Annotated in this window: 20 protein-coding genes; 7 read left to right on the top strand and 13 right to left on the bottom strand. The window is 32.5% G+C overall.

What is annotated here, in order from left to right; all coding sequences use genetic code 11:
• Positions 1–32 precede the first annotated feature (32 nt).
• The gene (locus RLT85_RS09445; RefSeq protein WP_311401788.1) at positions 33–734 is read right to left on the bottom strand and encodes a response regulator transcription factor; all 702 of its coding nucleotides are present in this window, start codon (positions 732–734) and stop codon (positions 33–35) included.
• Positions 731–2,125, bottom strand: coding sequence for a sensor histidine kinase (locus tag RLT85_RS09440; protein WP_311401787.1), 1,395 nt, complete (start codon positions 2,123–2,125; stop codon positions 731–733). The genes RLT85_RS09445 and RLT85_RS09440 overlap by 4 nt, the downstream gene beginning before the upstream one ends.
• A 232-nt stretch (positions 2,126–2,357) precedes the next feature.
• Between RLT85_RS09440 and RLT85_RS09435 the strand changes: the two genes are divergently transcribed.
• The 3 genes from RLT85_RS09435 (at position 2,358) to RLT85_RS15085 (ending at position 5,843) form a co-directional block, all read left to right on the top strand.
• Positions 2,358–4,763 (top strand): TonB-dependent receptor domain-containing protein, encoded by a 2,406-nt coding sequence (locus tag RLT85_RS09435; protein ID WP_311401786.1) that lies wholly within the window; start codon positions 2,358–2,360, stop codon positions 4,761–4,763.
• Between the two features lie 320 nt (positions 4,764–5,083).
• Positions 5,084–5,617, top strand: coding sequence for a GNAT family N-acetyltransferase (locus RLT85_RS09430; RefSeq protein WP_311401785.1), 534 nt, complete (start codon positions 5,084–5,086; stop codon positions 5,615–5,617).
• Positions 5,613–5,843: a winged helix-turn-helix transcriptional regulator gene (locus RLT85_RS15085; protein ID WP_375712348.1), complete on the top strand. Its 231-nt coding sequence runs from the start codon at positions 5,613–5,615 to the stop codon at positions 5,841–5,843. The genes RLT85_RS09430 and RLT85_RS15085 overlap by 5 nt, the downstream gene beginning before the upstream one ends.
• A gap of 316 nt (positions 5,844–6,159) precedes the next feature.
• On the opposite strand, the gene RLT85_RS09425 is transcribed toward RLT85_RS15085, so the two are convergent.
• From RLT85_RS09425 to RLT85_RS09380, 10 genes are all read right to left on the bottom strand, one after another.
• Positions 6,160–6,912: a hypothetical protein gene (locus RLT85_RS09425; protein ID WP_311401784.1), complete on the bottom strand. Its 753-nt coding sequence runs from the start codon at positions 6,910–6,912 to the stop codon at positions 6,160–6,162.
• A 6-nt stretch (positions 6,913–6,918) separates the two neighbouring features.
• Positions 6,919–7,329, bottom strand: a complete 411-nt coding sequence (locus RLT85_RS09420; RefSeq protein WP_311401783.1) for a hypothetical protein — start codon at positions 7,327–7,329, stop codon at positions 6,919–6,921.
• Positions 7,330–7,340: 11 nt separating this feature from the next.
• The gene (locus tag RLT85_RS09415; protein WP_311401782.1) at positions 7,341–8,147 is read right to left on the bottom strand and encodes a hypothetical protein; all 807 of its coding nucleotides are present in this window, start codon (positions 8,145–8,147) and stop codon (positions 7,341–7,343) included.
• Complete coding sequence (locus RLT85_RS09410) at positions 8,147–9,052, bottom strand: hypothetical protein (RefSeq protein ID WP_311401781.1); 906 nt, start codon at positions 9,050–9,052, stop codon at positions 8,147–8,149. Before RLT85_RS09410 ends, RLT85_RS09415 begins: the two co-directional genes overlap by 1 nt.
• Position 9,053: 1 nt before the next feature.
• On the bottom strand, positions 9,054–10,442 hold the full coding sequence (locus tag RLT85_RS09405) for a hypothetical protein (RefSeq protein ID WP_311401780.1): 1,389 nt from the start codon (positions 10,440–10,442) through the stop codon (positions 9,054–9,056).
• A gap of 40 nt (positions 10,443–10,482) precedes the next feature.
• A complete protein-coding gene (locus RLT85_RS09400; RefSeq protein WP_311401779.1) occupies positions 10,483–11,586 on the bottom strand; it encodes a nucleotidyl transferase AbiEii/AbiGii toxin family protein in 1,104 nt (367 codons plus the stop codon).
• Entirely contained in the window at positions 11,579–12,346 is a 768-nt protein-coding gene (locus tag RLT85_RS09395; RefSeq protein ID WP_311401778.1) for a DUF6577 family protein, read from the bottom strand. The genes RLT85_RS09400 and RLT85_RS09395 overlap by 8 nt, the downstream gene beginning before the upstream one ends.
• Before the next feature lie 390 nt (positions 12,347–12,736).
• Positions 12,737–13,378: a response regulator transcription factor gene (locus RLT85_RS09390; protein WP_311401777.1), complete on the bottom strand. Its 642-nt coding sequence runs from the start codon at positions 13,376–13,378 to the stop codon at positions 12,737–12,739.
• Positions 13,378–14,151, bottom strand: a complete 774-nt coding sequence (locus tag RLT85_RS09385; protein ID WP_311401776.1) for a sensor histidine kinase — start codon at positions 14,149–14,151, stop codon at positions 13,378–13,380. The genes RLT85_RS09390 and RLT85_RS09385 overlap by 1 nt, the downstream gene beginning before the upstream one ends.
• Before the next feature lie 617 nt (positions 14,152–14,768).
• Positions 14,769–15,095, bottom strand: a complete 327-nt coding sequence (locus RLT85_RS09380) for a hypothetical protein (protein ID WP_311401775.1) — start codon at positions 15,093–15,095, stop codon at positions 14,769–14,771.
• Positions 15,096–15,285: 190 nt separating this feature from the next.
• Here RLT85_RS09380 and RLT85_RS09375 point away from each other — a divergent pair, with 190 nt between their 5' ends.
• From RLT85_RS09375 to RLT85_RS09360, 4 genes are all read left to right on the top strand, one after another.
• Complete coding sequence (locus RLT85_RS09375) at positions 15,286–16,641, top strand: S41 family peptidase (protein WP_311401774.1); 1,356 nt, start codon at positions 15,286–15,288, stop codon at positions 16,639–16,641.
• A 28-nt stretch (positions 16,642–16,669) separates the two neighbouring features.
• Positions 16,670–16,873: a hypothetical protein gene (locus tag RLT85_RS09370; RefSeq protein WP_311401773.1), complete on the top strand. Its 204-nt coding sequence runs from the start codon at positions 16,670–16,672 to the stop codon at positions 16,871–16,873.
• Positions 16,874–17,004: 131 nt separating this feature from the next.
• Positions 17,005–18,117, top strand: a complete 1,113-nt coding sequence (locus RLT85_RS09365; RefSeq protein WP_311401772.1) for an arginase family protein — start codon at positions 17,005–17,007, stop codon at positions 18,115–18,117.
• Complete coding sequence (locus tag RLT85_RS09360; RefSeq protein ID WP_311401771.1) at positions 18,107–19,186, top strand: lysophospholipid acyltransferase family protein; 1,080 nt, start codon at positions 18,107–18,109, stop codon at positions 19,184–19,186. The genes RLT85_RS09365 and RLT85_RS09360 overlap by 11 nt, the downstream gene beginning before the upstream one ends.
• Here RLT85_RS09360 and RLT85_RS09355 read toward each other — a convergent pair.
• A complete protein-coding gene (locus RLT85_RS09355; protein ID WP_311401770.1) occupies positions 19,183–19,488 on the bottom strand; it encodes a hypothetical protein in 306 nt (101 codons plus the stop codon). The genes RLT85_RS09360 and RLT85_RS09355 overlap by 4 nt on opposite strands.
• Positions 19,489–19,508 lie beyond the last annotated feature (20 nt).

The following is a 19,508-nucleotide window of genomic DNA, read 5'->3' as shown; positions in this document are numbered from 1 at the left end:
TTGGATTAACTTTTTCTGTTTTTAATTTCTGCTTATTCATCAATACGAAATGTAAGTCCGATGCCTCTCGTGCTTTCAATACAAATACAGGGATCAGTCTTAAAATGTTTCCGAATACGGCTAATAAATACATCCATACTTCGTCCAGAAAAAAAGTCGTCGTTTTCCCAAATCGCATTCAAAATTTCTTCCCTTTTCAACAACTTATTTCTATGTTGAAACAAGTAACTAATTAGCGCAGCTTCTTTTTCCGTGATCTTTTGAACGTTGTCTTTCCGTAGCAACTGATAGTTTTCAGTATCAAGGATGTAACTACCAATTTGAATTTTGGAAGGTTTTTTTATATAATTTCTATTTTGTGTGCGCCGTAAAATATTGTTCAGCCGTAAAACCAAAATATCGGCATCAAAAGGTTTCACGATATAATCATCGGCTCCCAATTTGAGTCCCTTAATTTTATCTTCCTTGAGCTTTCTCGCCGTCAAGAATATAAAAGGCATCTCTGGAGCGATATCGATTATCTTTTCTGCTAACTGAAAACCGTCCAGTTTGGGCATCATCACATCCAACACGCTTATTGCAAAAGGCATTTCTCGTGCTTGTTGAAAAATTTCCAACGCTTCCCGTCCATTTTTAGCCCAAGTGACTTGATAATTATGGACTTCCAAATATTGTTTGAGGATGCTTCCAAAATCCACATCGTCTTCTGCTAATAAAATGGGTATTTTTTTCATCTGTACAGCGGAATTTTAATTAAAAAAGTACTGCCTTTTCCTGGTTCACTGTCTACTGAAACTTCTCCTTCGTGTGCATTTACAATTTGCTCGGTATAATACAGTCCTAAACCAAGTCCCTTCTGTTGATATACATCGCCCTGCGGAACGCGATAAAATTTATCGAAGAGGTTCTTTTGTGCCGTTTTCGAAATTCCCATTCCGTGATCTTGGATAGCAATAGTAAATTGATTCCTATCAACTGTTGTTTTTATCGTAATTTCGATTGGATCTTCACTGTATTTTACAGCATTGTCCAGCAAATTGAACAAAGCGGTGGTAAAATAAAATTTATCCAAGCGCAAAAAGACTTTCTTCGGAAAAAAATCGGTTTTTATGAGAACATTCTGATGTTGCAAGCCCATTTTAAAATCTTCCAGTACTTCTTCCAAATAAGGACGTGCCAGAACTTGCGTGCGTTGCAAGGGGATGTTTTCAGCATTCAGGCTATTGCTCATCACTTGGTCGATTAGTTTTTGAATGCGGTCATTCTGCCGGTCGATGATGGTCAACGAATGTTTAATTGCTTCCGGATCATCCTGAATTTCTTTAACCTTCAATCCTTTGGTCGCAATACCCAAAGTGGCCAGCGGCGTTTTAAGCTCGTGGGTTATATTATTAATAAAATCTGTTTTGATTGCATTAATTTTTTTCTGTTTGATTAGGGTTTTCAAAGAGTAATAAAACAAACCTACCATCGCTAAAAAAATGATTAGGGATCCAATCAAAAGACCCGCCATTTGCCTAAATACAATACTTTTCTCATCAATAATTTGCATTATATCCTGCGCTTTCACCTCCAAGTTGTATTGTTGGGTGATAATATCGTTCCCGGTCTGGTCAATGTATTCAAATTGGGAAAATGTTCGAGATACACTTACCGAATTTGCTTTATCATTGGTGAAATCGGCACCAAACAACCGAAAGCTTTCGTCTTTCTTCAGCGGAAAAATGGTGTCGTTTTCTTTTCCGAAAATGACGATACTCTTAATGTTCTTCTTATAATTTAGTTCATATCCAAGTTTGCGGCTATGCAACTCACGTTTGTAAACTTTATAATATTGATCGTTCAGCGTATCAGCTTTTATTTTGATGCGGTAAAGCAATTCCTTTTTATTAATGCGGTGATTTTTGTAATCGGCAATTTGATTTTTCAGCTCCTCGCCCCAAGAATCCACAATTGAATCCAATTCTTGGTTATAATCAATTTTTAAAATCCTATCTCGGGTCTTGTCAATAAAAGCATTCCGCTTCAGCGTATAGGTATTGTAGATCAAATAACCTTGAATACTGGAAAGGGCAAGAAATACCACAATCGAAACCGTAATCAACCAAAAGAATTTCGTTTTCATATCCTTAAATCTGATTCAAACTTAAGATAGTTCTATCATTTTTTAACTAAAATTTTTTGCGTTAACCCATCGTTAACCGAGAAAATACTATTTACTTCAGTTTTTCAGGCATCTTTAAAATTGTCTTTATCTAAAATTCCTTACACCCTTCGCCTATTAACCTTGCGTTAACCGTGTGTTAACCGTCTTTTCTATTTCACTTTCCCACCTTTACAGAAACAAAATTTACACGATGAATCTTTCAAAATCAATTCTCTTTTTTCTCTTGTTATGCGGAAGTGTACAGCGTTCTTTTGCCCAAAATACAGTGTCGTTTACGGGAACTGTACAAACCTTAGACGGTTACCCTGTTTATTCAGCAGACGTGTTTTTAAAATCAATCAAATCTGAAAAAATAATTAATTACACAGCTACAGATTCCGTAGGGAAGTTTAGTGTGGAAGCTTTCCCGAATATTTATTTACTGGAAGTACATTCCCTCGGTTTCCGTAGTTTTAAGGATACCATTCATCTTTCCGAAGGAATGATTCCGAAACAAATCATTCTACATCCAAAGGAAGAAGGACTCTCGGAAGTAATGATCACCGTAACCAAACCGCTGATAGAGAAAAAGCTGGATAGAATGATAATTAATGTAGGAGATCGTCCTGCTTTGGCCGGTAGTAATTCCTTCGAGTTACTAAAAAGTGCGCCAGGTATCTATACTTCTCTCGGAGATCACTTACATTTAATGGGGAAATCGGGAATCAGACTTATGCTTAATGGCCGTTTACAAAATTTAAATGAAGATGAAATCGCGAATTTTTTAAAAACATTGCCTGCTGAAGATATTAAAACCATAGAAATTATCACTACGCCACCAGCTAAGTATGAAGCTGAAGGAAATGCAGGAATCATCAACATTATTACTAAAACCCAAACTGCAAAAGGTTGGAATGGAAACTTTGCCTTGACTGGTTATCAAGGCGATTATGGAAGACTTGTAGGGAGAGCAGGTTTTCAATATCAGGGAGAGCAACTCAACGCCTCAGTTTCCTACAGTGGCGGAAAAGTAAATTCTTTTGAAAAAATAGAACAGTACAATAATTTGCGCTTACCAGAAGGTGAACAGCGTTACCAATCTTACAATGACGAGCGTAGAAAACAATTTTATAATGTTTTGCGAAGTCAAATTGATTTTCAGTTTAATGAAAAATCTATTTTAAGCTTAGCTTCACGCACATCGATCAATGAAAGCAACCGACCCTCAACAAATCAAACTTTTCAAACGAATGGGGAAGATTTGCCCGTGGATTCTTTTCAAACTTTTACGCAGGAAGATATAAATTTCAACCACTACAGCACAGATTTATACTATGAATATACCTTGGATTCTTTGAATAAGAAATTTTCGGTTTCTGCCAGTTCTGCAAAATTTGGAATGCAAGACAATCAAAATTTTACCAATATTTTTGATTTCCAAGAAAACACAAGTGAAGAACAATTGCGAAGCGATTTTGATAACGAAACTAAAATTCGAGCGCTTAAATTAGACTTCAACTTACCCTATGAAAATATCTTATGGGAAACCGGAGCAAAATATGGTTTTACCATTGCCAAGAACAACTTTCTATTTGAGAATTTGGAAAATGGTACTTGGTTAAAAAATTCAGACCTGAGTAATGATTTTCGGTATAAGGAACACAATGCAGCGGTATATGTTTCGGTGAAAAAGGAACTCTCTGAAAGTTGGGAAATAAAGGCAGGTTTGCGCGGCGAGTTTTCTGCTACGGAAGGTTATTCACCTACCTTGGAGCAGAGGACAAAATACGATTATTTTAAACTGTTTCCCACCTTTTATTTGCAATACAAAGCAAGCAAAAATTACCAGCTCAACCTTTCGTATTCCCGACGTATTAACCGCCCTGATTACAGCGATTTGAACCCATTTATTGCGTATCAAAGTCCGTTGTTTTCCAATCAAGGAAACCAGCTATTACGACCAGAATTTACCCATTCCATTGAATTCAGTCACGTGATTCATCAAAAATATATTCTTACACCATTTTACAATTACACCAACGACTACTATTCCGAATTTCCTATGAATATTTCAGGCTCAGCAGAAACACGTTACACTTTTGGTAACTTAGGGAGTAATCAAAATTTTGGAATCCAGGCAGTAATTCCTCTGAAATTGACAGATAAAATTCAGCTACAGCAAACAGTACTGGGATTATACCAATATTATAACATTTCGTACGCGGAGATTTCCGAAAAACCAGAAGGCTTCTTTTGGAGGTATCAGTTCTCGGCAAAAATTCCCTTCAGCAAAAGACTGCAAGCTGAAGTCTCTGGGAATTATCAAAGCAAAACCATACAAGGATTTTACCACGTAGGAAATTCGGCAGATTTAGATATTGGTCTTAGCTATTCCTTTTTGGATGACAAAGCAAACTTAAATATTGGCCTTTCGGATGTTTTGTACACCAATCGCAGCAAAGTGGCTATTGAATATCCATCTCAATCTTTAGGGTTTACGCGGCATAACGACACCCGATTAATGAAAATTGGATTTAGTTACCGTTTCGGTCAAAAAGAACTTAAAGAAAACACCTCTTTTGGCAGTGCCAGCGAAGAGGAACAAAGCAGGAATTGATTCATTTTTCATCACGACAACTATTTAAATTAATTATTGGGGTAAAGTAGTAGGATTCAAAACAGACTTAACTTCAAAGCTGTAGATGGAAATGGAGCGTTCCTGCGTATTTCAGCAGGATTAGCGCAATGGGAATCGGAAGCTTTGGAGTTGTGTCCAAGACCTTTTTAATGAAGCGCTTTTCCCGAAATGGAGCTTTTCGCGAAATGCAGAGGAATGGGCTGAGTGGGATTATAACAATTAAAAGATAGATTTGCTAGTTAAAAATGTATTTTTGAGTTTTATAGCCAATCAGCTCCAATACATTAAACACCAATATAATGATCATAAGAATAGATTCAAATATTGAACTCAGACAACTAGAATTATTAGACTCAGTCGATATTTTCAATACTATTAATAGTCAGAGAGAATATTTAGGAAAATGGTTGCCTTTTGTAGAATTCACAAAAGAAATTAAAGACACTGAAAATTTTGTTAAGTCGGTTATAAATATTCCTAAAGACAATTTTGAGTTCACTTTTACAATCAGAAGAAAGAATGAATTTGTAGGTTTAATTGGATTGAAAGGTACCGACAAAGCTAACAAAAAGACGGAAATAGGATATTGGCTTTCTGAGAAATTTCAGAAAGAAGGAATTATGACCGAATCGGTTGCAAAACTATGTGATTTTGCTTTTAATGACTTAAGATTAAACAGAGTTAAAATAAAGTGTGCTGTTGGCAACAATCCAAGCATAAATATTCCCAAGAAACTCGGATTTAAATTTGAGGGAATTGAGCGAGATGGAGAGCTATTAACTGGAAGTCGTTTTACCGATGTAGAAGTTTATAGTAAATTGAAGAAAGATTAGAAAAAGTTTTAAAAAGTTCAAGGAGCTCGACCATAAGGGTAAAGAAATATCACACAATACACTTTCAGTCAAGCTTGAAAAACTGGAACAGAATCATCCAATTTCAAGAGAATTTTTTCCATCAATTCTAACAACTGTCGAATTTGACTTTATTGAACACGCAAATGGAATAAAGCTAATAATTAATGAACTTGAAAAGTTCAGCCTATTCGATAAAGGGATTTAAAAACAAAAAATGCCACAATAAAATAGTAAAGCCCATCAAGGAAAGGGTCTAGGTGTGCTTGCAAAATGAAAAGTCAGTGTGCTGACCAGGTTATGAAAACGGATTATCCTCTTGGAGTAGAAGTTAAAGCGGACTTGACTTCAAAGGTGTAGATGGGAATGGAGTTTGGCCGCTTCCGAATTTTATCGGGAATGAGCGGGCAAGTGGAATGAAAATCGGAAGCTTTGGAGTTGTGTCCAAGACTTTTGCAATGAAGTGCTTTTCCCGGAATGAAGCTTTTCGTGGAATGTAGGGGGATGGGCTGAATGGGTTAAGGTTACTTGTTATCAAAGAGTTTTAGAAACCCTAATGAGGTCTCCCTTATTGTATTTATTGATTTTTCATCTTTTGAAGTTTCAATAAGTGCCCAATATTTAGCTTCGTTCCAAATAAACTTTCTATTCAGTCCAGAACCACGTTGATTTATAAAGCCCCAGAACCAAAGGTCATCCCAAACTTCCATTTGTTCAGAAGAATAATTATCCTGTAGAAGTTTATTTATCTTATGGAAATTCCATTTAGTGGATGGCTCAATACGATGAAAAGTTGCTTCAATTACCGCATCGACAGGTAAGAAAATTTTTTCTTTTTGGTTTATCACTTTTGGTGCGTCTTCCCATATTGAATTTTGGAATCCATACTTTCCATTATGCAAATGATAAATAGTTTTGGTAAATAATGCAGAAGTTTTATTGCCCCAACCAGCCTGTCTCAACATACCATAATAAAATGATTCATAATTATGAACACAACTGTCATTATCTGTTAAAAAATTGATAAACGTTTTAAAACTGTGCAACTGTGATTTATTTGAATAAACTTTCTGAAAAAAAGAAGCAAGAATGTCAATTTTAGGTTGGCTTTGGGTATTCGCTACGTGATGAAGAACTGAATATAATCTATCTTCGAGTGAATCAAAAGGTGCTAAAAATAAATTATAAGAATTTGATTGAACTTTTTTATTATAACCCCTGTTTTCCTTCAAGAAATGAAATAATGTGTTTAGTTTAGAATTTGTTGATGTATTCAAAATGAATTATTTTTCGAGAATTACTGTTCCATTAGAATTAACCCAAAAGTGTTGTATGCCTATCTTATTTAGTTCTCGAATAATACTGGCAATTGCTTTTCTTATTTGTTCATCTTCGGGATGTGCAATGGCAATTTTCGCATTTGGGTAAGCAACTTTTGTTTCTAAACATTTAATGATTGCTTTACCTAAATGAGTCTTAATCTGTCCAGAATTGAAAAAATCTCGTCGCTTCGTTGGCGAATCCTTATGTGCTTTTGCGCCTTTGACCTCAATAAGCAACTTTTCACTTTTTCTGTTTGCCACAATATCGTACCCTTTAGTTTGACCTAAACAAAAACTCTCTATTTGATATCCCTGTTGAACTAAATAAGGCATCAATAATTCAATAGTTCTATTTTCTGTCAGTTTTTCCATTCTATCTCAAATTAATATTTAGGTTTCCATTTCCATTTCCATTTCCAATTACATTTAGGTGCAAACAATTCTGGACTGAAATAGATTTCGCTAATTAAATCAAGAAACTTATTACTTTTTAAAAGACCACCGCAATGTTCTGGTTCGGTAGCAATTGTGAAACCTTTTATACGTTCAAAAATCCAGTTTATCAATGGATTATCCTTGTCTAACATTTTTCGTATTTCTTCTTCCTGTAAATAGGTAAATTCAAATGAACCAGCACTTAAGCCATTCTTTACTGAAAAGAAGTCCAAATCAATATCAAAAAACACGGATGTTTCTGAAGAATTCAATAGTGCATCCTGTAAGGCTTTATACGTTTTGAATTTTTTGATTGCGTGGCTGTTTCCATAGGTATCAATCAGTTCTTCATCTTTCCAAGTGTCCTGACCAAGCTCTTGTCTACAATGCACATAAATATCCCCAATCAAATTGAGATAAGCCGCACATAAAATATGACCATCATTATTGCCAGCAAGTTTTGCCCACGAAAACAAAGATACTTCCGCATCACTTTCTAAATCCAATTTATCTAACCATTCCCTTTCTGTTGCACAGGGGTAGCATAAATCTTGGTGCCAATCTAGCGAAACTAAACAAGGTGCCTTATTACCTACATATTTACACCTCCATTTATTCCAATAAAAGAATGCGTAACGATGCTCTTGAAATACTGCAAGTTCAATTGCTTCAGTTTCATTTGCTGGATGTGATAATATTTCACGTAAAGCCCCTGGTGGTTCTATATGGTATGGGTTTCTAAATTCAACCATCATTATACTTCTTCCTTATTTTCAAATCTTTCTAAATCGGAAATCTCATTAACGATTCCTTGTTCTTCCATTGAGTTTTCAATGTTTATTTGAATAACATTAGCTTTCGCTTTCCATACAACTTCCGCAATAAAAGCTATGGTAAGCTGAACTCGCAAGTCTTTTGTGAAATTAGTTTCAGTTTTATTCCATTTTTCCCTGTGCTTTGAGTTATCATCTACTGTTAGGTCAATTAGAGAAGCATATACTTTTTTATTATCATCTAAAATCCCAAGTTGATGTTCCTTTTGTTCTTTAATCTCAAGATCCTTATGTCTAATTATTGGCAAATCAACCTTTGGAAGGAGATAAAGCACATTTCTCAAACCAGTGGATGGGATTCTGACAATTTTATTTTCAAATTTTTCAAAATCTTTAATTCCATAAATGTTTAGGTTCATTGCTACTATAATATCGTTGTCAGCGTTGAAACCTAATTTATCTATACCTTTAACTAAATCATCTTTACGAAGAAGGTATCTTTTTTTTCTAGCCGATAGGAAAGTATTTGGTATATAGTTGTTGATACTTTGAAAAATTATTTGTTCTGATAATATTGAGTCTGCATTCATATGCGGAATATCGCCAGTTGTAAATGCAGATTTTTGAAACAGATTCATCGATCCATTTACGCCAAAGGAAATTGTAGGTTCCTTTTCAAAACTCTCCAGAGAGTTTTGAATAATTTCAAACTTTTTGAAGGCCTCGACTATTGCATCTCTAGAGCTTTCATAAAATTGCAATTCTTTTTCATCATCAATAGTCGCATTAAGCCTTACATCATCGATTTTTTTTTCTATTGATTCCTCTAAAATATTTAAGAATTTTAAAGATGTAGTTTTTAATTTCTTTATCTTTTTGTCTTTCATATCAAATGGTGTTTAAAAGCTCTTTATTTTTCAATACTTTTTTCAAACAAAATCTAAAATACCCTGTGGATTCTTTCCATCTTAATAACTCTAAAACTTGATTGGCAGGTAAAGTAGGTTGACCAATAAAATTTTCGTTTGTGAGATATTCGTGTAATTTAAACTGTCTCAAAAAAAGTAAAACTAGATATTGACAAATCCAGAAAGTAACCTGTCTCCTAGTTCCAAGATTGTCCAATCCAGGAAAAGGATAAGTTAAATCGATTGGATAATATCCTCTTCCAAATTCATCCTTAAAACTACTAAACCAAGTGAATATCTCTGTCATATTCTGCGGCAATAAAACATACTTTGGTGGCTGTTGTTGTGTATACGTAAAAATAGTTTTAAGGGCATCGTAGTTTTTTTGATAAACCAATAATCCACCTAAAGCTAGATGAAATTCGAAAAATCTTTTTCTCTCTTTGTCTCTCCGATCTATGAGCTCTTGATTATCATAAATTTTTTCTTCAAAATTATAATTTGCTCCATAAACTTGTTTTAGTCCAAAATCAAAATACTGATGTGCTGTACTCCAATATTTACCAACAAAATCACTATTTTCTGATATAAGTACTACATTTCTCCAAAGTTGGTTATATGTTTCATTTGAGATTGGGGTTTCAAAGACTCCGTGTCCCATAAACCAAACTCCACTAACAGCAAAATGCTCAAGGTTTCTCAAATCTTCATTCCTTCCTTTAGAAACCTCTCTTATTATCTCTCTTATTCCGTGATGAAATTCGTGGTTAAAATCAACTTTGAAATTTTCAAAACCTTCCAACTTTTTATCTTCTTTTGGTCTTATAAAACTTGCGCGTGTATTATTAAATTCTTCAGTGTAGAAAGTAATTAAAGTTTCTTCTAAACCTTTATCTTGTGACTTTATCGCAAATATGGCCAACTCATTTATAATTTTGAAATAGAATTCGTCCTCCTTGGGTTCATTAAGCTTTTTATATTCTGAAATTATGTAGGTAAGTATTCGTGTAGATTTACCGTTGTATAGTGCAACTTTGTCTAACCAAATTATAAATATGATAACTAAAGTAATTGTTAAGGCTAATACTAAAAGTTTGGCAGAATTTTGCATAAACCAACTATTCTCCCAAAAAAGAGGATTTAGGTCAAGAATCAAAAAAATAAAAGACCCTATTGTAAAAAACAAAACCCATTCAAAAACTGTGATACGTCTTGATCTTCCTGGCAGTTTCCAAAAGAATTTCTGTTGCGGAAACTCATTTTCGAAAGCATTGGCTAGGTAATTAGAGGAAAACTTATGTCCAATATTAGATATCTTATCTATAATTATTGGATAAGCAATACCCAGAATAGCAATATCTATTGCCACGCATATTTCAATAATATATTTAAACTCCATTTACATAAATTTATAATAGTTCAACCGTCTTAAACCAATAATAAAATATAGATTTATCTGGCTGTCGCTTCAGTTTGTTCAAAAATGCCCACTCTGCTTTTTCAATGTTAAGTTCGCTTATGTTCTGTCCTTCGTAATATTCAATTTCTGTTATCTCATCTTGTAACAAGATGGCATTTAAATAAGCTACTCTGGCCGAAGCTGCAAGAGCTTCCTCTATCCTGAAATTTCCTGTCATCAAAAACGCACTTCCAAAACTGCGTATGCCACGGTTTAATTCCTCAAACTTCTTTTTTGTTTCCTTGGTTGGGTTGCGTTCCCTTTTAGCGATGATGGCACAGGTTTCTATGGCATCCCAAAGAACATCTGATTCTTTGAGGTTTCTTTTGCCGAAATCTTTATCGGAACTGCGATAGGATAGTTCCGCTTTCGCGAAAGCGGAAAAACTTGCCTTAACAATAGACATATCTGTAATGTTTTCAAACAACTTCCCTAAATCGAATAACTGCTTACAAATTTCCATTGTAAATAACTGGTCGCCCTTATAATATGGAATACCGATGGTCTCTGGTGCAAAAGCAGTAAGCTTGTCGCCACAGATGGAATTTACCGAAGGTGTGGTAATTGATATTATAGGGTCATCAACCGATAGCCACGAAATATCAACTGCGGACTCTATAAGCTCTGGATAGTGTGCGCTGTCAAAAAGAATATCTAGCAGAATCGTTCCAGGAACGTTCGGGTTATAAACCGAATCAAATTCAAAAGTATAATGTGCCTTTGGGACGCCTTCTTTATAACTGCGTCGCTCGTTAAGTATGTGTGTTTTGAAATGTGAATTTTCGACAACTTTATATAAAGTTTCTTCTAATTCCTTACGCTCAAGGCTAGAAATAATATCTATATCAATTGAAAATCGGTTGCCTTCTTTCAGCAAAAGTATAAGCGATGTTCCACCCTTAAATACAAAATCAAGTCCTGCGATTTTAAGATGCTCCAACAGCGATAATGCGTGTACCATTTTTTCAAGGATGGTTACATTAATCCCTCTATGTTCTCTTTTTCTACGGAAGCTATCTAGCCATTCTCTGGTAAAACTTTTGTTATTAATCATATTGGATGTCTTCTAAGAAATTTGGGATATGCCTGCTTATAAATTGCTTTATTTCCTGTTCTTTTTTACGTCGTTTAGCATAGCTAAATAGTTTTGTAAAATTGATATTATACCTATCTATAATATTTTGGTAAATGTTTATCATTTCTGAGCCTTGGTAAAAATGATATAGGTTTTCATCTGCGAATAAATCCACCATTATCTTTTCAAGGGTTGCAATAGGTACAGCTGCTTTTTTATTTTTTATTTTTTGGATAGGTGCTCGGGTTACCAATCGTTTTATAACTACCGGTACATTGCTTTCTGAAATGTAGAATTCTATTTCTTTATCGTCTGGATTTAGGAAAAAATCCATAGGCAAGTTTTCATTTAGGTAATAATAAAGTGAGTTGGTAAATTCTTTTTCTACTTCCACCACAATCATTTGATTGGACACTTGATGTTGCGTAAATTCATTAAGCCATTGGTTTTCCCATATAGCATATTGGATTTCCTCAAACCTTTCATTGGTTTTAGTTGCTATTTTTAGAACATTATCCGATAGTACTGGCTTAAACTTCGGTTTATAGGATATAACATAAAGTCCACGTCCAATAGTTTTAATAATGTCCTTTTTCTTAAGCTCATAAATTCGCCAACTAAAAGTACTTTCTTTCAATTCTGGTTCAAATTCAAGATAGAATTGAAATAGCTCGTCTCTATCAAAGGAACTTCGTTCCTTAAATGCTTCTATAATCTTATTTTCTACAATTTTTGACATAACCTCTTTATCAAAACTTTGCCAAATATACGAAAAAGTGGTAAACATTTGAAAACTAATTATTGCCACTTTATATAAAAAATGGTAATTATTTGAAATTGTTTGTTTTTGTTTTTTTTAAAAACCAACTAAAATTAACATATAAATGGTATTTAAAGCGGACTTGACTTCAAATGTGTAGATAGAAATCGAAAGCTTTGGAGTTAAGTCCTTTTATAAGGAATACTTTTCCCAATATGGAATTTTTTCTGCGATTCCGATAACTGTCAGAAGCAAAGAAGTATGCTGAGAGAAATTTATTGTTTCAGTAATTATAAAACCCTATTATTTAGATAAATATTAACTAACATAAAATATAATTATTATTTAGGATTGAATGATCTAAAATCATTAAATAGATAAAAAATCGTGAAGTAAGGCATAGGTAATCACTCCAATAAAGTTTTTTGAGCCGGTTTTATCCATCAAGTTTCGTTTGTGTTTTTCTACAGTTCGAGGGCTAATGTTTAGTCTCTTTCCAATTTCATTACCATTGTATTCTTTCAAAATCAAATGAACAATTTGCATTTCCCTTTCGGTAAAAGTTACTGGCTGTGATCTCTTTACTGCTGCCGAGCTATCTATAATATCTTGAACTATCGAAGTCAGATTTTCCTCAAAATAAAAACCCTGGTCATTCAATTTTAAAATGGCATTTTTAAGTTCGTTGGGGTTGGTGTTTTTGGTAAAATAGCCTTGTACCCCCAGTTTCATAACTTTTTTTATGGTGTCCTTTTCATTTAAAAGGGTAAGTACCAGTATTTTTATTTCTGGATAGTGTTTGCTTATCTCAAGAGCGGTTTCAAAACCATCCATTCCAGACATTTGCAGGTCAAGTAACAGAATATCCACCCGGGTAGTTTTTAATTTTTCCAAAAGTTCTTTCCCGTCTGCGGCTTCCAGTACTACTTGCATACCTTCAAAACTGTTCACTAGAAGAACAAGGCTCTTTCTAAAAAGTTGATGATCGTCGCTAAGGGCTATCCGTAACATTATAGGGTATTTTTTAAAGAGATTACTATTTTGTTTCCTTTGTCAACCGACACTTGTACCAAGCTTGCTTCCACTTGTTTTAACCGTGACATAATATTTTTTAACCCCATCCCGGAAGAGTTCTTTAAGTTTTTATAGAAATCAAACGGAACGCCATCGTCAATAACGGTAATAGTAAGAATATTCTCATCTTTTTCTATAGAAAAAGTAATATTCCTAATCTTTCCATATTTGAGCATATTGGTCGTTAACTCTTGTACAATGCGGTATAATTCATAAGCTATGGAAGAAGGGATAGCAATATCATTAGACTGATACTTAGCGGTTATATTTAACTTATTCCACTTTTTTATCCTATCAAAATAATTTTCTAAAGTGGAGGTTAGTCCGGAACTTTCCAATAGAGGAGGCATCAAATTATAGCTTATCTCTTGGATGTTTTCCTGCATCTTCCTCAGAGCGGTTTCCACTTCTTGTAGAAGTGGATTCTGGGGTGAGGCTGAGTGTTGTTCTTCATTACTCAACACGGTCATATAATTACGGATGGCATTCAAATCGCCCATTACGCTATCGTGCAGGTCAGAAGCGACTCGTTTTCGTTCTCTTTTTTCGGACTCCAAGGATACCCTGAGGAGGTTTTCCGCTTCTTTTTGTTTGATTTTATGTACCTTTTTTTGATAAATGACTGTCAGTAACAACACCATAAGAGTCAAACCTACCATAATAGCAGTACCTATCCAGAAAAATAATTTCAGTCCCGATTCATATTCCATACTCCGATAATCAAAAATAGCCGTAAAATTAATGTAGCCAATACATTGATTAGCCAATAATCGTAAAAATAAAGATTGCTGTTAAAGATAAAATCACTCAATAAAAATAATAAGAATGTACCAGAATAATAGATAATAAGTCCGGAAATAAAATAAAATTCAGCATTTTTCCACAAAATGGGGATATGCATTTTCTCAAATAATTTTTTGATCCATAAAAAAGAAGAAAGAAATACAAATAAGGTCATTAGGGTTTTATTTATGGTTTTAGACACAAGTGCATTATACTCGCCCCAATAAAAGAATGAGAAAATGTAAACAAGGATAAACAATATTAAAAATATCTGATACCACCTTTTATATTGCGGCTTTATCAACTTGTAAAAGAAATAATATAGAGATCCGAGCTCCAATAAAGAGTAGAACTGAAACCAATATGCTGTATTGATTTGTAATAATACGGTTCCAATAAATTCATATAGCGTAGCGATAGCGGTTACCCATATAAAAGGAACTATCGGCTGCTTAAAGTCAAAGACCTTGTTTTTATAGGTCAATACCAAAAAAGGTACAACCCCTATAAAAAGAGCCATATAAAAAAGGATATTATACAAAATTTATAATTTTATCAAAGGACTGGATTGAGGACAAAAATGAGGGCAAGGTGCTAAATCTTCCAAAATTATTCCATCGGTCATATCTTCTCCTTTTTTGTTAACTCCAACAAGTACCAAGTTGGCTTTATTTCTATAATCTGTATCAGTTGTGCGGCCATTGTATATACGAACCCCCATACAGTCTTCTTGTTCTAAAATGCGTTGAAGCTTTTTTGCTCCTACATAAAATGATTTGATAGCATCCGGCTTGTCTTCTTGAAATGCGTGGGTGTACCCTTTTGCCTCTTCCAATGAAATTACCGTTCCTGTGTTGTTGTCTAATGTCATAACTTTAGTATTTAAGTAGTTAAAAAACAAATATGCAACTTAGATTTTTAACTCGCAATGCGGGAAAACACGTATAAAATGCATTTTATTTCCGAAAATTACGTAAAAACACGTATTGTTTACAAGTCATGTTTAATCTAAATTTGAACATTGTATTTCCAAAAAGAGGGGAAAATTTATTTTTTTAATTATGAAAATATTAATCACAACTTTTATTTTAATGCTTACTCTATCTTGTAAAGGGCAACCCTCAACATTAGAAAATACAGATATTTATCTTATTGTTTTTGAATCTGATGATATAGGTGATATTAGATTCTATTTAGAAATAAACACCTATGATAATGGGAAGATTGATGGAGGATCCATAAAAAATAAATATAAAGAAAATTTCAATTTTTTATCCCGACTTAAAATTAACTGGTTTTCTGGAATTAAGAATAACAGATTAATTTTTTTGGATGGCAGTTATAAGGATAATGGTGACTTTAAAACAGCTTTTTATTCACCTTTAGGAAATTATTATTTCACAGGAAAATTAGACAAGAATTCAATTGAAGGCGGGGTTACGACGAACAAGGGGGTTAAGAAAGGAACAATACGAGGCAAAAAATTATCAGAGAACAAACTCCCCAAACTTTCTGATTACAATAAAATAGTAAAGAAGTTTTGTTACTCATTTGAAAACAATTTCTTCAACCCTGTTTTTATTGAAAAATCAAAGTATCTAAATTTTAAAGATAAGCTATTGAGATACTCTACTAAATCTATAGATGATTTACATTTTGTGTTTTCAGTATTTTATTACTTAAGAAGCTTACCTTATTCCCATATTGCAATATGGAGAGATATTAATAATAAAGAAGAAACTACTGAGTATGAGAATGAAGTTTCATACCATTTAGAAGATAATATTGGAATTTTAGATATTAATTCTTTTACATATGACAAAAAAATAATAAAAGAAAAATTCGAAGAAATATTTAAAGATAATCCTGAGGGGTTAATAATTGACTTAAGAAATAATTCAGGAGGAAGTATAGGGCCTGCTATAGAATTAAGTAAATTCTTAGTAACGTCAGAAACAAGTGGAGGATATTTTTTATCAAAATCATTTTATGAGTCAAAAACAACTAAATATGATTCCTGCGTTGTTTTTTCTGAAGGAGGGTTAAATCTTTTTATGAATGCAATTGAAAAAAACAAATGTGTAGAAGTTAAAGTTTCTTCAGGTAATGTAACTTTTGATAAGCCAATTTATATAATAGTAAATAAAAATACAGCAAGTACCTGCGAACCTATTGTTTACGCTTTAAAAAAACAAAGCAATATCTTTTTAGTCGGAGAAAGGACTGCAGGTAAAATGTTAAGCTCTAAGAAAGTTGAGCTAATTGATGACTTCTATCTTTTCGTGCCAAATGCTAATTACATTACTACAGAAAAAGAAAGTATAGATCAAAAAGGCGTTGTACCTGAAATACTAATTGATGATAATGATGATACCTTAAAAAAGGTAAAAAAGCTTATAACCAAACAAAATTTTTAATCGATTGTTTAATTTAATTCTTTTAATTATGAAAATTACCAAAGTAGAACTTAAGTATGAAAAACCAACTTTTCCTGGAGGTCTTTCCGTTGATGAAATGCAAAACATTTTAATGAAAATGGATTGGGAAAATGGAGAAGAAGTGGAAAAAGAGACAAAACGATGCAATAATCGTTGTAATGGTAACGACACTGATTTAGAAGTGCCAGTACTGAGGGTAGAAACTAAATAAAGTAATTACTAGCAATTTAAAAGTTCTTCTTCATCATTCATTATTGTATGAAGGAGAACTTCATTTATAATATGAACAATTATTATTTATCACCTTTTTATAATGTGAAGAAAGTTTTTAATAAATGTTATTTGGAACATAAATTTACAAAAAAAATTATTGTTATTCCAAATGAATTAGTAAATCTATTCTCTGATCCTTACAACCGTTTATTTGGTCTTCAAAAACAAGTAATTAATAGTATAAGAAAGGAATTATTAGAAGTTTTCATTGAAGAGAATATAATTTTAGAACAAGGCACGTCTTACCAAAATATATCTTCTTTTTTTGTAAGGCCTCAAGTAACATACTTTGGACTTCCACATATGGAAATTGATGAGGTTTATAATAAAATTGCTCTCTTTGGAGTACCGTACAAATTAGGAAATGACAGCGAATCTAACTTAAACAAAAATAATACTATAGCTAGAAATTATAGTAATAAATATAATTTAAATATCCATTCATTTAAATACTCAGAGGAAATAAAAACACAAAGCCGAAAAAATGATTATAGCAATGTTTGTGATATGGGAGATATTTTTATAAATACGAGAGAGGTTAATACTCAATCATTTAAAAAAATATCTAATTTTTCTGAAAATATTTTAAATCAAGATAATAAGTTTATTGCTATAGGTGGTGATCACTCCATTACCTATCCATTATTTACAGGGGCTAAAAAAAAATTTAATGATATAGTTTGCATCCATATAGACGCACATAATGATATTTTTCTAAGTTCAGAATGCTTTTTTAATGATTTAGTTCCAAGTCATAGTTCTGTAATTGCCAAACTTTTATATGAAGAGAATGAAGTTTACAGTTTGGGGTTAAGAGATTATGTGAATATCGACTCTTTGCATTTAAAGGATATGAAAAATTATTCTTTCCATTTTACTAATTCTAAAGAAGATTTTATGAATCAAGTTAATGCAGTCATAACTAAGGTTAAGAATAAGAAGGTATATATAACATTAGATATTGATGTTCTCGATCCAAGGTTTTATGCAAGTGTAACAGATCCATTGCCTAATGGTATTTCTCCTGAGGTCTTAATTGAAGGGCTTCAAGCTATTTTTTATGATTTAGATGTTATTTGTTTAGATATAGTCGAAGTAAATCTTAAATCTGATAATGTTATAGATACTCATTTTTTTTTAGATTTATTAATCCAAATTATAGATTTTTTTTATGAAAAATAACGAAATAAATGAATTGTACAATTCAATACAAAATATAAACATATTTGAATCAGATAAGTGGCTGCACGACTTTAATTTTATATCTGCTTCGATTGGGACACTTTTACCTAAGTTAAGTTTTAATGAACATCTAAAAATTGCCAAAAAAAGTGCTTTTTATCAAATATTATCGTCAAGAGATGAAAGAAATTATGATTTAATACGGCAAATTAAGAAAATAGATTTTAATCTGAAAAAGAGAATATTAGTGACATTTCATTATTCATCCTATAGACTATTAAATTCTTTATTAATTTCTTGGTCAGTCCCCTTTAAATTAGTTGCTGATGACAATTATATTAAAAAACAAGGTGATTCTACAATAGAATCATACAACAAAATTGCTAAAGAATTAGGTGTAAAGGCATATGATTTTGAAATTATAAATGCGGAAGAAAGGACAGTCATTTTTAAATGTCTAAAAGCTATTAATGAAGGTTATAGCCTAGTGTTTTATGCTGATGGGAACTCGGGTATTGGTGGAATGACTAAAAATCAAAAAAATATTATAAAAATTCCTTTTTTAGAATCTTCTTTGTATGTTAGAAAAGGAATTGCTGTAATTGCAAGCTTATTAAAAGTGCCAATTTGTGTTATTCTCCTAAAAAGGAATATACTCACAGATTCTGTAGAAATATTTTGTGAAGAAGATATTGATTTTCCAGAAAATAGAAAAGATGAAAATGATTTAAAGGCTTGTACAATAAATATTTTCGAAAATCTAGAAAAGCGGCTAAGTGAAGACCCTGGTCAGTGGGAAGGCTGGTTTTACTATCACAATTTTATAGAATTCAGTCAAAACAAACCAAAAGGAAACTACGGGAGTACTTCAATATTTAATAATAGGTTTTACGGTGTAGGAAAATTGTCAGGGATTTTTTACATTCTGGACAAGAACACGTTAAAATTAATACCTATCTCGGAAGAGGTCTATCTAGAGTTATTAAATATTATAAAGCATAACAAAATTGAAAAAGATTTTCCTTTATTAAAAAGTCTAAAAAAAGAAAAAATAATAATAAATATTTAAAACTTTTTAAGAAAGTTTTGATTAAAATCGGAGACTATTTGTGTTGATTCTTTTCTAAACTCTTGATAACAAGTCATACGCTCATCGTCAGAAAATTTACAAGCAATGTTATCCCTATTTATAGCATTAACAAATTGGTTATTAATTTTTTCTGCTATTTCTTTAACATTTTTATTTACTATCATCATATTTTTATGCAGACTGGACAGTCCTGCTAACCCAGAGCCAAAAGGACTCTTCTTTAAACTAGTGAGACTATTTTTTAATTTACTCAAATATTCTTGTTTTACTTCTTCTAACATATTCTTAATGTGCTAAATAA

Origin of the sequence: Mesonia ostreae, from assembly GCF_031845265.1 — a bacterium.
GTDB lineage: Bacteria > Bacteroidota > Bacteroidia > Flavobacteriales > Flavobacteriaceae > Mesonia > Mesonia ostreae.
Note: the sequence above shows the minus strand (reverse complement) of the source record. Positions and strands in the feature narration are given on the sequence as shown.